The sequence below is a fragment of the Enterobacter sp. SORGH_AS_0287 genome, from assembly GCF_031453695.1.
Lineage (GTDB): Bacteria > Pseudomonadota > Gammaproteobacteria > Enterobacterales > Enterobacteriaceae > Enterobacter > Enterobacter ludwigii.
The window spans coordinates 4,548,389-4,561,357 of record NZ_JAVIZW010000001.1 but is presented as its reverse complement, the minus strand read 5'-3'; the positions used below and the strand labels follow the sequence as shown (position 1 = coordinate 4,561,357).

Genomic DNA, 12,969 nt, shown 5'->3' with positions numbered 1-12,969 from the left:
AAAATTATCATCAATAACCAGGAGGACGATCATACTTTTTCGAAATGACTGGCATCTTTCCCCCGCTTTCCGCCACACTAGTCGACAGAAGAATGCATTAAGGATCTCGCATGTCAGACCATGAAAACCTGCTGCTGAAGCTACGCCAGGAGGCTTCCGGGTACAGCCCAACACAACGAAAACTGGGTGAGTTTGTCCTCAACGATCCTGCCCGGGTGCTTTACCTGACGATCACTGAGCTGGCGCGCGAAAGTCATACCAGCGAAGCCAGCGTGACGCGTCTTTGCCGCACGCTGGGCTGTAAGGGGTACACGGAATTCAAAATGGCACTTGCGCTGGACATTCAGCAGGGTCAGCCAGAGCGTCAGGCCGGGGATGAAATTGATAGCGTAGTGGAAGAGTCTGTACAGGCTCTGCAGGATACCGCCAGACTGCTCGACAGAGCGCTGCTGGAAAAGGCGGCGCAGGCACTGCATCAGGCGCAGTCAGTCCAGATTTATGGGGTCGCTGCCAGTGCGATCCTCGGCGAGTATCTGCATTATAAGCTGTTGCGCCTGGGCAAACCTGTGCAGCTCTTCAGCGATATGCACCGTGCAGCCATGAATGCGACCACCCTCTCTAAAGCGTCGCTGGTGGTAGCCATCTCCAGTTCAGGCTCAACGCGGGATTTACTTCACGTCGTAAAACTTGCGCGCAAACGTGGCGTCCCCGTGCTGGCGCTCAGCAATACGCCGCGTAGCCCGCTGGCGTCCCTGAGCGATATGCTACTGGTTGCAGCCAAACCCGAGGGGCCTCTTAGCGCAGGCGCACTCAATGCCAAAGTGGGCGTTATGTTGCTGGTCGAGTTGCTTACCCACTCCCTTATTGCAATAGACGGTCATTACGGCGAGGTCAGCCAACAAACCGCCAGCGCAACGCTTCCGCTGTTGCTGTAAAAAACCTTCGCAGGCTATATATCAATAGCCTGCGAGTTCGTTATTTTAAGTGTACTTAAGCATCCGTTAAATTATTTACCGCATCAATGAATGATGTTACAAAGTATTTTTATAATTACATTTTGACTTAATATTCCCACGACACAGGAAGCACATTAATAATATATAAATCAGTAATTTAAAATAAATATCTTTATAAATTGAATTTTCTTCCCTCCTGCAATGTCCAATCTCACCCCCTGAATTCCTTACCTTAAAATAAGCTTAAGAAACGGTAAGGCTGCCCATTTTTTTATTTAAACGCCGTTTACTTTCGCCCGCCTACAATCCGCCTCATCAATCATAATGAGACGGTATCAATGAAAACCTTACTGATTACAGGCGTGACCGGATTTCTGGGTGGTGCAGTACTTGAAAAAATCCTGACCGGCGAAAGCGCCGTAAATTTACTTCTGCTTGCGCGCGCCAGTGACCCGCAAGGTGGGCTGGCGCGAGTGCAGGAGAATATGCGTAAGTTCAACGTGCCTGAGCATGCACTGGCCTCGCTGAGCGTGGAGAATATCCTCATTGGTGATCTCAGCCAGCCGGAAGCCTTCCTGAACGATCCGCGCCTTGAACAGGTGACGCATGTCGTTAACTGCGCGGCCGTCGCGTCATTTGGCAACAACCCGCTTATCTGGAAGGTGAACGTCGAGGGAACCCTGGCGCTGGCGCGCCGCATGGAACGGGTGTCGACCCTACAGCGCTTCCTGCACGTTGGCACGGCGATGTCCTGCACGCCGGAGCAGGATTCGCTGGTCGCCGAAAGTGCAGAATTCAGAGAGAACGCCGAGCATCTGGTGGAATATACCTATTCGAAATCCACCATTGAACAGCTGATGCGCCAGCACTGTCCTGACCTGCCGCTGCTCATCGCCCGCCCGTCTATCGTCGTCGGCCATACCCGTCACGGCTGCACACCTTCAAGCAGTATTTTCTGGGTCTTTAGCATGGGGTTAATGCTGCAAAAATTCATGTGTTCGATGGAAGACAAAATCGATGTCGTTCCGGTGGACTATTGTGCCGACGCGCTGTTAATGCTGCTTACCAGTAATGCACGTTCAGGGGAAGTGGTACATATTTCTGCCGGGGAAGAGAACAGCGTTCGCTTTGCTGATATTGATAAGGCAATGGCGCAGGCGCTGGAGAAAGCCCCTGTCGGAGATCGATACGCCCAGGTGAGTTACGAAACGCTGGTCAGAATGCGCCGCGAACTGAAGGATATTTTTGGGCCGTGCAACGAGCGCCTGATGCTGAAAGCAATGCGTTTATACGGTGCTTTTGCCACACTCAACGTGCGCTTCAGCAATGATAAGCTGCTTAGCATGGGCATGCCTAAGCCACCCCGCTTTACGGACTATATTGCCCGCTGCGTGCAAACCACTCAGGGGCTGACCATTCCGGAACAAATGGCGGTCGATTTTAAATAGCCTAAAAAATGCCAGTCTTGCGACTGGCATTTTCATTTTAAGGCTTAGCGATTATGCCTGGCCTTTGATCTCTTTACGACCGTTGTATGGTGCTTTTTCGCCCAGTGCTTCTTCGATACGAATCAGCTGGTTGTATTTAGCAACACGGTCAGAACGGCTCATAGAACCGGTCTTGATCTGGCCAGCCGCGGTACCAACAGCCAGGTCAGCGATGGTAGCGTCTTCAGTTTCGCCAGAACGGTGAGAGATAACAGCGGTGTAGCCAGCGTCTTTCGCCATTTTGATCGCAGCCAGCGTTTCGGTCAGAGAACCGATCTGGTTGAATTTGATCAGGATGGAGTTAACGATGCCTTTCTCGATGCCTTCTTTCAGGATCTTGGTGTTGGTCACGAACAGGTCGTCACCCACCAGCTGGATTTTGTCGCCCAGTACTTTAGTCTGGTATGCGAAGCCATCCCAGTCAGATTCGTCCAGACCGTCTTCGATAGAAACGATTGGGTACTGTTTGGTCAGGTCTTCCAGGAAGTGAGTGAACTCTTCAGAGGTGAACGCTTTGTTGCCTTCGCCAGCCAGAACGTATTTACCGTCTTTGTAGAATTCAGACGCTGCACAGTCCATCGCCAGAGTGATGTCTTTGCCCAGCTCGTAGCCTGCTGCTTTAACCGCTTCAGCGATAACAGCCAGTGCTTCTGCGTTAGAACCCAGGTTTGGCGCATAGCCACCTTCGTCACCAACAGCAGTGTTCATACCTTTAGCTTTCAGAACTTTAGCCAGGTTGTGGAACACTTCAGAACCCATACGTACTGCTTCTTTCAGGGATTTCGCGCCAACTGGCTGAATCATAAATTCCTGAATATCAACGTTGTTGTCTGCGTGCTCACCACCGTTGATGATGTTCATCATCGGTACAGGCATGGAGTATTTGCCTGGAGTGCCGTTCAGTTCAGCGATGTGTTCGAACAGTGGCATACCTTTAGCAGCCGCTGCAGCTTTGGCGTTCGCCAGGGAAACAGCCAGGATTGCGTTAGCACCGAAGTTAGATTTGTTTTCAGTACCGTCCAGATCGATCATGATCTTGTCGATGCCAGCCTGGTCTTTAGCGTCTTTGCCAATGATTGCCTGAGCAATAGGGCCGTTTACGGCGCCAACAGCTTTCAGTACGCCTTTGCCCATGAAACGGGATTTGTCGCCATCGCGCAGTTCCAGCGCTTCGCGGGAACCAGTAGAAGCACCTGACGGAGCAGCTGCCATACCGACGAAACCACCTTCCAGGTGAACTTCGGCTTCAACGGTCGGGTTACCACGGGAGTCGATGATTTCACGACCGATGACTTTAACGATTTTGGACATTAGATTTTCCTCAGTACAAGTTAAACTAAAACTCCAGACAAACAACGCGTACCAGAGGTACGCGTTGCCGTTCTAACTTTTTTTACTTCGCCTGACGCTTCTGGTAATCGCTGGCGGCTTTCACAAAGCCTGCAAACAGCGGATGCCCGTCACGTGGCGTTGAAGTAAATTCCGGGTGGAACTGGCAGGCGACAAACCACGGATGGTTTGGCACTTCGATGATCTCGACTAACTGATCATCCCCGGAGCGGCCCGCAACACGCAGACCCGCAGCTTCAATTTGTTTCAACAACATGTTGTTGACTTCATAGCGGTGACGATGACGTTCGGTGATAACCGGCTCGCCATACAGCTTGCGAACGACGCTATCGTCGGACAGCTGGCAGGCCTGTGCGCCAAGACGCATCGTGCCACCCAGGTCGCTCTTCTCGGTACGGACTTCGACGTTACCTTCTTCGTCGCGCCATTCAGTGATAAGCGCCACGACAGGGTACTTACAGTCTGGCACAAATTCCGTAGAGTTCGCGTTTTCCATTCCCGCTACGTTGCGCGCAAATTCGATCAGCGCAACCTGCATACCCAGGCAGATACCGAGGTATGGAATATTGTTTTCACGCGCATAGCGTGCGGTGGCGATCTTGCCTTCTACACCACGGTAGCCGAAGCCGCCAGGGATAAGGATCGCATCCAGATCTTTCAGAATTTCAACGCCACGCGTTTCAACATCCTGCGAATCAATCAGCTTGATGTTAACGGAGACGCGGTTCTTCAGACCACCGTGTTTCAGCGCTTCGATAACTGACTTATAGGCATCTGGCAGTTCAATGTACTTGCCAACCATGCCGATAGTCACTTCGCCAGCCGGATTCGCTTCTTCGTAAATAACCTGTTCCCATTCAGACAGGTTAGCTTCCGGACAGTTCAAGCTGAATCGTTTACAAATATAATCGTCCAGGCCCTGTGATTTCAACAGGCCCGGGATTTTATAAATGGAATCGACATCTTTCATTGAAATAACGGCTTTTTCCGGCACGTTACAGAACAATGCAATTTTCGCGCGTTCGTTCGCCGGAACCGCGCGATCGGAACGGCAAACCAGGATGTCTGGCTGAATACCGATGGAGAGCAACTCTTTAACGGAGTGCTGAGTAGGTTTGGTTTTCACTTCACCTGCGGCTGCCATGTAAGGCACCAGCGTCAGGTGCATGAACAGCGCGTTTTCACGGCCAATATCAACCGCCAGCTGACGAATCGCTTCCAGGAATGGCAGGGATTCGATATCACCCACGGTACCGCCGATTTCAACCAGCACCACGTCGTGGCCTTCGCCGCCCGCAATAATGCGTTCTTTGATAGCGTTAGTGATGTGTGGGATAACCTGAACGGTAGCACCAAGATAATCACCACGGCGCTCTTTACGCAGAACGTCGGAGTAGATGCGGCCTGTCGTGAAGTTGTTACGACGGGTCATTTTAGTGCGGATGAAACGCTCGTAGTGGCCAAGATCCAGATCGGTTTCAGCGCCGTCTTCAGTAACGAACACTTCCCCGTGTTGGATTGGACTCATGGTGCCCGGATCGACGTTGATGTACGGATCCAGTTTCATCATGGTCACATTGAGGCCACGGGCTTCAAGAATGGCTGCGAGGGAGGCTGCGGCAATGCCTTTACCCAGAGAGGATACGACCCCGCCGGTCACAAAAATATAGTTCGTTGTCATGCTGAACCTGAGAAGTTAGGGTGAAACGATGGAATAACCAGGACGGGAAAGTAGTATACCCGAACACGGCGAGCGCCACAAACTTTCATTCTCCGTCTCCTGTTCAGCCAATGACAAACATAAGGAGTGAGAAAATAGCCCCTTTTGGGTAAATGTTTTTGACGCAAATCAAGCGCTTGTCATTTAAAAAATCACACAAATTGCGCTTGATCGCAAAATTTCGTTAGAGATCAGTTTCCTGGCGTTTTACTTCTTGCCAGACTTCTTCCATCGCATCGAGGTCAATTCCGCTCATTTCCAGGCCGCGCGAGGCCACAATCCGCTCAACTTCGCGAAAGCGTCGTTCGAACTTAATGTTGGCTTTTTGCAGGGCGGTTTCCGCTTTTACACCCAGATGGCGAGAAAGGTTGACGGTCGCGAACAGCAAATCGCCCATCTCTTCTTCAAGCTTTGCTTCATCTACCACGGCCTGTTGCGCTTCGTGCATCACTTCGTCGATCTCTTCATGCACTTTTTCCAGCACCGGGCCAAGAGACGTCCAGTCAAAGCCAACCGCGGAGCAGCGTTTCTGAATTTTATGCGCCCGCATCAGCGCAGGCAGGTTCAGGGGAATGTCATCCAGTGCCGAGTGCTGGGATTTCTCCGCGCGCTCGGCGCTTTTAATCTGTTCCCAGCGCGCCAGCACTTCCGCGCTATCACCTGCGGTGGCATCGCTAAAGATATGCGGATGACGGCGTTCCAGTTTGTCGCTGATGGCAGCGCAGATGTCCTCGAAGTTAAAACGCCCCTCTTCCTGCGCCATTTGCGCATAGAACACCACCTGGAACAGCAGGTCACCCAGTTCGCCACGCAGGTCGTCAAAATCCTCGCGTGAAATGGCGTCAAGCACTTCATAGGTCTCTTCGAGGGTGTACGGGGCGATGGTGGCGAAAGTCTGCTCTTTGTCCCACGGGCAGCCGTTTTCCGGATCGCGCAGGCGTTTCATGATGCCAAGCAGGCGGTCGATTTGGGTCATAATTCTGTCCTGATTAAAAATAAATGCCGGGTAAAGGCTACGCCTTACCCGGCTTACAGAAAGGTGGGCTTACCCGCCGTGCAGACGACGTGCGTCAATCACATCCGGGACCTGGTTCAGTTTGCCAAGCACGCGGCCCAGCACCTGCAGGTTGTATATTTCGATGGTCATATCGATGGTGGCAAGCTGCTCGCGCGTATCGCTGCGGCTGGCCACGCCCAGCACGTTGACCTTTTCGTTCGCGAGAATGGTCGTAATATCACGCAGCAGGCCGCTACGGTCGTTTGCGGTGACGCGAACCACCAGCGAGTACCCCGCCGAGTAGCTCTCGCCCCAGACCGCTTCCACAATACGTTCCGGTGCATGCGACTGCAGCTCAGCAAGCTGGTCGCAGTCTGAACGGTGAATGGAAATCCCGCGTCCCTGAGTGATAAAGCCAACGATATCATCACCCGGGATTGGCTGGCAGCAGCGGGCAATGTGGTGCATCAGATTACCCACCCCTTCCACCACAACGCGGCCATTGTCTTTGCTGCGCTGTTGTGGCGCATAGGTTTTCTGCTGCAGCTGCTTCAGCGCCGCCGCATCCTGCTCCGCCGCGCTTGGCTTGTTGAACTGCGCCTGCAGGAAGTTCACCATCTGATTAAGACGGATATCACCGCCGCCAATCGCCGCCAGCAGCTCATCCAGCTCGTTGAAGTTGTAGCGCGGCAGCAGGAATTTCTCGGCCTCTTTCAGGCTTATGCCGATATGTTCCAGCTCGTCGTCGAGGATCTGGCGACCGGCAAGAATGTTCTTGTCACGATCCTGCTTACGGAACCAGGCGTGAATTTTTGAGCGCCCGCGGCTGGTGGTAACATAGCCCAGGTTCGGGTTAAGCCAGTCACGGCTCGGGTTAGGCTGCTTCTGCGTGATGATTTCAATCTGGTCGCCCATCTGCAGCTGATAGGTAAACGGTACGATACGCCCGCCGATTTTCGCCCCGATGCAGCGGGTGCCCCACATCACTGTGGATGTGATAGGCAAAGTCCAGCGGCGTGGAGCCTGCTGGCAGGTCGACCACGTCACCTTTCGGCGTAAAGACGTAGACCCGGTCGTCAAAGACCTGGCTTCGCACTTCATCCAGCATTTCGCCGGAATCCGCCATCTCTTCCTGCCACGCAATCAGCTTACGCAGCCAGGCAATGCGGTCTTCATGACCAGAGCGCACGCCACCTGACGTCCCCTCTTTGTATTTCCAGTGCGCCGCGACGCCAAGCTCAGCGTCCTCGTGCATCTGTTTGGTACGAATTTGAATCTCGACCGTTTTGCCGCCAGGCCCCAGCACCACGGTATGAATAGACTGATAACCGTTAGGTTTCGGGTTCGCGACATAGTCATCGAACTCATCTGGCAGATGGCGGAAGTGAGTATGTACTATCCCTAACGCGGCGTAGCAATCCTGCAGACGCTCCGCAACGATGCGCACGGCGCGCACGTCAAACAGCTCATCAAAGGCGAGATGTTTCTTCTGCATTTTGCGCCAGATGCTGTAGATGTGCTTGGGTCGACCATAGACTTCAGCCCGCACATTCTCTTCTTTCATCGACTGGCGCAATCCGCTGACGAACTCCTCAATATAGTGCTCGCGGTCAATGCGGCGCTCGTGCAGGAGTTTTGCAATCCGCTTATATTCTGCCGGGTGAAGGTAACGGAAGCAGTAATCCTCCAACTCCCATTTCAGTTGACCAATCCCTAAGCGGTTCGCCAGCGGTGCATAGATGTTCGTACACTCTTTCGCGGCCAGTACGCGCTCGTCTTCCGGCGCATCTTTTACTTCGCGCAGGTGGGCAACGCGTTCAGCGAGCTTGATGACCACGCAGCGGAAATCGTCCACCATGGCCAGCAGCATCCGGCGAACGTTATCAACTTGCTCTGAGGAGACGGAATCGGTATGTGCGGCTTTGAGCTGGCGGATTGCCGCCATATCCCGTACGCCGTGGATCAACGCCACGACGGATTGCCCGACGCTGTCGCGCAGCACGTCTTCAGTGACGACATCCGCATCGGCAAGAGGGAACAAAAGCGCGGCCTGCAGCGTTTCGATATCCATGTTCAGCATGGATAAGATTTCAACCATCTCCACGCCGCGCCACAATAACAGTTCGGCGTCAGGATGCCCCAGAGTGGTGCGCTGACAGTAGGCCCAGGTTTCGGTTAAGCGTTCACACGACTGCTGGCTGGAAATCCCCAGACTTGCTATCCATTTTTGTGGGTCAAACTCCCCAGCTTTATTAAGATGTGCACTTCTTACCGCAACCATTGTCCTCTCCTTTAGGGACCAGGGCCTGTCGAAGTCGACAAGCCAAACTAATTAGATGTGCTCAAACAACACCATCGATTCCAGATGCCCAGTGTGCGGGAACATGTCCAGCATTGCCAGACGCTGAATCTGGTAACCCGCACGGATTAATGCCTCACTGTCTCGGGCAAGCGTTGCCGGGTTACAGGAAACATAGACCACGCGCCTGGGCGCGAGTTTAATTATATGTTGCATTACACCCGGCGCACCTGCGCGCGCCGGGTCGAGAAGAATTTTGTCAAACCCCTGCGTCGCCCACGGCTGCTGTGTCACATCTTCCTCAAGATTTTGGTGAAAGAATGTCACATTTTGCAAGCCGTTCTGTCGTGCGTTCTCCTGCCCTTTAGCCACCAGCGCCTCAACGCCTTCGACGCCCACAACGCTTGCCGCCTGCCGGGCCAAAGGCAGCGTGAAATTGCCCATTCCGCAGAACAGGTCAAGTACCCGATCGCTCTTCTGCACATCGAGCCACATCAGCGCTTTCTCAATCATTTGCTGATTGACGCCATCATTTACCTGAATGAAATCGCGCGGACTGAACGTTAAGCGTAGCCCGTTTGACGCATACCAGGGCGCTTCACCTGTCAGTTGCTCAAGTATCTCGCTTTGGGGGGCAAGGAAAAGCGCCAGCTCGTGGGAATGCGAAAAGCGTTCCAGTTTTTCGCGATCTTTTTTCGACAGCGGCGCGGTGTGGCGCAGCACCATCAGCGGGCCATTGTTGGCCATGACCAGTTCGACGTGCCCGAGGTGACGAACGCCGTCCAGTCCGCAGAGGCAGGCGTGCACGTCAGGAAGCAATGCCTCAAGACGGGGCACCAAAATGGGGCACTGCCTGATATCGACGATATCGCTGGAGCTGGCTTTGCGAAACCCCATCTCCAGCCGCTCAGTTTTTGGCTGATAGCTCAGGCTCAAACGCGCGCGACGACGATAGCCCCAGGGCTGGTCGGCGATGATCTCGTTGACGTCGTGCTTAAGCAGGCGGGCCAGGGCGCTGCTTTTACTTTTTTGCTGTAATTCTGTGCTGACATGCTGTTGCTGGCAGCCACCACAGACGCCAAAATGCGGGCAGCGAGGCTTCACGCGGTCCGGGCTATCGTTATGACGATGCTTAACCTGCCCGCGTGCAAACTGGCGTTTATCTTCCGTCAGCGTAATTTCTGCTCGTTCTGTTGGCAGTAAACCTGTTATAAACAGTGTCTTACCATTATGACGCGCAACCCCCTGGCCAAAGGGATCGAGGTCAGTGGCTTCAACAGTTATGATCTGACGCGTCGTCACGCGTCGCTTTGCAGAGTAGAATTGCGCCATCGCCGAGATTTTTCTCACATAAACATAATTATCCTAATTGTCCCATAACGGAACGCCATGACCAACTACAGCCTGCGCGCGCGCATGATGATTTTGATCCTCGCCCCCACCGTTCTCATCGGTTTGCTGCTGAGTATCTTTTTTGTGGTGCACCGCTATAACGATTTGCAGCGGCAACTGGAAGATGCCGGTGCCAGCATTATCGAACCGCTGGCCGTCTCCAGTGAGTATGGGATGAACCTGCAAAACCGCGAATCGATAGGTCAGTTAATCAGCGTGCTGCACCGCCGTCATTCGGATATCGTGCGTGCCATCTCCGTTTACGACGAGCATAACCGCCTCTTTGTCACCTCGAATTTTCATCTGGATCCAGCGGCCCTGAAAATTCCTGACGGTACGCCCTTCCCGCGCCACCTCACCGTGCTGCGACGCGGCGATATCATGATCCTGCGCACCCCGATTATTTCGGAAAGCTACTCACCCGATGAATCCGCCCAGTCTGACGCCAAATCCAGCGACAATATGCTCGGATATGTGGCGCTGGAGCTGGATCTCAAGTCGGTGCGTCTGCAGCAGTACAAAGAAATTTTCATCTCCGGCGTTATGATGCTGTTCTGTATCGGGATTGCACTTATCTTCGGCTGGCGCCTGATGCGTGACGTGACGGGGCCCATTCGCAACATGGTTAACACCGTCGACCGCATTCGCCGGGGCCAGCTCGACAGCCGGGTGGAAGGGTTTATGCTGGGCGAGCTCGATATGCTCAAAAACGGCATTAACTCGATGGCGATGTCGCTGGCAGCGTATCACGAAGAGATGCAGCACAACGTCGACCAGGCGACCTCTGACCTGCGCGAAACCCTGGAGCAGATGGAGATTCAGAACGTTGAGCTGGATCTGGCGAAAAAACGCGCGCAGGAAGCCGCACGTATCAAATCCGAGTTCCTCGCGAATATGTCCCACGAGCTGCGTACGCCGCTCAATGGCGTGATTGGCTTTACCCGTCTGACGCTAAAAAGCGAGCTGAACCCAACCCAGCGCGATCATCTGCACACCATTGAGCGCTCGGCCAACAACCTGCTGGCGATCATCAACGATGTGCTGGACTTCTCCAAGCTGGAAGCCGGCAAGCTGATCCTGGAGAGCATCCCGTTCCCGCTGCGCAGCACGCTCGATGAAGTGGTGACGCTGCTCGCACACTCGTCGCACGATAAAGGCCTGGAGCTGACGCTCAACATTAAAAATGACGTGCCGGATAACGTCATTGGCGACCCGCTGCGCCTGCAGCAGGTGATTACAAACCTTGTCGGTAACGCCATCAAATTCACCGAAAGCGGCAACATTGATATTCTGGTGGAAAAGCGCTCCATCAGTAATAACAAGGTTCAGATTGAAGTTCAGATCCGCGATACCGGCATCGGTATTCCGGAGCGGGATCAGTCCCGTCTGTTCCAGGCGTTTCGTCAGGCCGATGCAAGTATTTCCAGACGTCATGGCGGCACGGGGCTGGGTCTGGTTATCACACAGAAACTGGTTAAGGAGATGGGGGGAGATATCTCTTTCCACAGCCAGCCAAACCGGGGCTCCACGTTCTGGTTCCATATCAATCTGGACCTTAACCCGAACGTGCTGACCGACGGTCCGGTAACCAATTGCCTGAAAGGAATGCGCCTTGCCTACGTTGAGCCGAACGCCGCAGCGGCGCAGTGTACGCTTGATATCTTAAGCACCACGCCGCTGGAGGTGATCTACAGCCCTACCTTCTCAGCGCTTGCCGTGGAGCATTACGACATCCTGCTGTTGGGGGTCCCGGTCACCTTTACCGGCGAGCTCACCATGCAACAGGAACGGCTGGCGAAAGCCGCATCGATGACCGACTACCTGCTGCTGGCCCTGCCGTGTCATGCCCAGATCAATGCAGAAGAGTTAAAAAATGACGGGGCCGCCGCCTGCCTGCTTAAGCCACTTACCGCGACCCGCCTGCTGCCAGCACTGACGGAATACTGTCGTCTGAGCCAGCACGCCCTGCCGCTGATTGACGATGAACAAAAATTGCCGATGAGCGTAATGGCGGTGGATGATAATCCGGCCAACCTGAAGCTGATTGGCGTGTTGCTTGAAGATCAGGTTCAGCACGTAGAGCTGTGTACCAGCGGTGCGCAGGCGGTTGAGCATGCGAAACAGATGCAGTTCGATTTAATTCTGATGGATATTCAAATGCCCGGCATGGATGGCATTCGTGCCTGCGAGCTGATCCGTCAGCTCCCGCATCAGCAGCAAACGCCGGTGATTGCGGTCACCGCCCACGCGATGGCCGGTCAGAAAGAGAAGCTGCTGAGCGCCGGAATGAATGATTATCTGGCCAAACCTATCGACGAAGAGAAGCTGCATAGCCTGCTGTTACGCTATAAGCCGGGGCATATCGGCGGAACGTACACGGTATCGTCCGAACCGGTGGAAATCAGCGTCAATCAAAACGCCACTTTTGACTGGCAGCTTGCGCTGCGCCAGGCGGCGGGTAAGCCTGATTTGGCCCGCGATATGCTGCAAATGCTGGTCGCGTTTCTGCCAGAAATTCGTAATAAGGTCGAAGAGCAGCTGGTGGGTGAAAACCCGGAAGATCTGCTGGAAGCCATTCATAAGCTGCACGGTAGCTGCGGCTACAGCGGTGTGCCGCGGCTGAAGAATCTCTGCCAGCTGCTGGAGCAACAGCTTCGCGCGGGCACGCCGGAAACAGAGCTTGAACCGGAATTTCTGGAGCTGCTGGACGAGATGGATAATGTGACGCGGGAAGCCATGAAGGTGTTAGGTAACTAGCGTTGCCCTCT

At 53.9% G+C, this 12,969-nt stretch carries 7 protein-coding genes and 1 pseudogene; 3 read left to right on the top strand and 5 right to left on the bottom strand.

What is annotated here, in order from left to right; genetic code table 11:
• Positions 1-110 precede the first annotated feature (110 nt).
• Together QE396_RS21695 and QE396_RS21690 are read left to right on the top strand one after the other, a co-directional pair.
• Complete coding sequence (locus QE396_RS21695; protein ID WP_020883807.1) at positions 111-935, top strand: MurR/RpiR family transcriptional regulator; 825 nt, start codon at positions 111-113, stop codon at positions 933-935.
• A gap of 359 nt (positions 936-1,294) precedes the next feature.
• The gene (locus QE396_RS21690) at positions 1,295-2,404 is read left to right on the top strand and encodes an SDR family oxidoreductase (protein WP_020883806.1); all 1,110 of its coding nucleotides are present in this window, start codon (positions 1,295-1,297) and stop codon (positions 2,402-2,404) included.
• A 51-nt stretch (positions 2,405-2,455) separates the two neighbouring features.
• Here QE396_RS21690 and eno read toward each other — a convergent pair whose 3' ends face one another.
• The 5 genes and pseudogenes from eno to rlmD all read right to left on the bottom strand — a co-directional run bounded on the left by eno (position 2,456) and on the right by rlmD (position 10,141).
• Positions 2,456-3,754: a phosphopyruvate hydratase gene (gene eno / locus QE396_RS21685; RefSeq protein WP_014885045.1), complete on the bottom strand. Its 1,299-nt coding sequence runs from the start codon at positions 3,752-3,754 to the stop codon at positions 2,456-2,458.
• Between the two features lie 82 nt (positions 3,755-3,836).
• The gene (pyrG, locus tag QE396_RS21680) at positions 3,837-5,474 is read right to left on the bottom strand and encodes a glutamine hydrolyzing CTP synthase (RefSeq protein ID WP_014171412.1); all 1,638 of its coding nucleotides are present in this window, start codon (positions 5,472-5,474) and stop codon (positions 3,837-3,839) included.
• 223 nt (positions 5,475-5,697) lie between these two features.
• The gene (mazG, locus tag QE396_RS21675) at positions 5,698-6,489 is read right to left on the bottom strand and encodes a nucleoside triphosphate pyrophosphohydrolase (RefSeq protein ID WP_020883805.1); all 792 of its coding nucleotides are present in this window, start codon (positions 6,487-6,489) and stop codon (positions 5,698-5,700) included.
• Positions 6,490-6,558: 69 nt separating this feature from the next.
• Positions 6,559-8,791, bottom strand: a pseudogene (gene relA / locus QE396_RS21670) (GTP diphosphokinase).
• A gap of 51 nt (positions 8,792-8,842) precedes the next feature.
• Positions 8,843-10,141, bottom strand: coding sequence for a 23S rRNA (uracil(1939)-C(5))-methyltransferase RlmD (gene rlmD, locus QE396_RS21665; RefSeq protein WP_020883804.1), 1,299 nt, complete (start codon positions 10,139-10,141; stop codon positions 8,843-8,845).
• Positions 10,142-10,198: 57 nt separating this feature from the next.
• Here rlmD and barA point away from each other — a divergent pair, with 57 nt between their 5' ends.
• Positions 10,199-12,958 (top strand): two-component sensor histidine kinase BarA, encoded by a 2,760-nt coding sequence (gene barA / locus QE396_RS21660; RefSeq protein WP_020883803.1) that lies wholly within the window; start codon positions 10,199-10,201, stop codon positions 12,956-12,958.
• The last annotated feature ends 11 nt before the right edge of the window (positions 12,959-12,969 follow it).

Coding starts and splice junctions, on each gene's coding strand:
- mazG (WP_020883805.1), bottom strand. CDS start 6,489: ATGACCCAAATCGACCGCCTGCTTGGCATCATGAAACGCCTGCGCGAT.
- QE396_RS21695 (WP_020883807.1), top strand. CDS start 111: ATGTCAGACCATGAAAACCTGCTGCTGAAGCTACGCCAGGAGGCTTCC.
- eno (WP_014885045.1), bottom strand. CDS start 3,754: ATGTCCAAAATCGTTAAAGTCATCGGTCGTGAAATCATCGACTCCCGT.
- pyrG (WP_014171412.1), bottom strand. CDS start 5,474: ATGACAACGAACTATATTTTTGTGACCGGCGGGGTCGTATCCTCTCTG.
- QE396_RS21690 (WP_020883806.1), top strand. CDS start 1,295: ATGAAAACCTTACTGATTACAGGCGTGACCGGATTTCTGGGTGGTGCA.
- rlmD (WP_020883804.1), bottom strand. CDS start 10,141: ATGGCGCAATTCTACTCTGCAAAGCGACGCGTGACGACGCGTCAGATC.
- barA (WP_020883803.1), top strand. CDS start 10,199: ATGACCAACTACAGCCTGCGCGCGCGCATGATGATTTTGATCCTCGCC.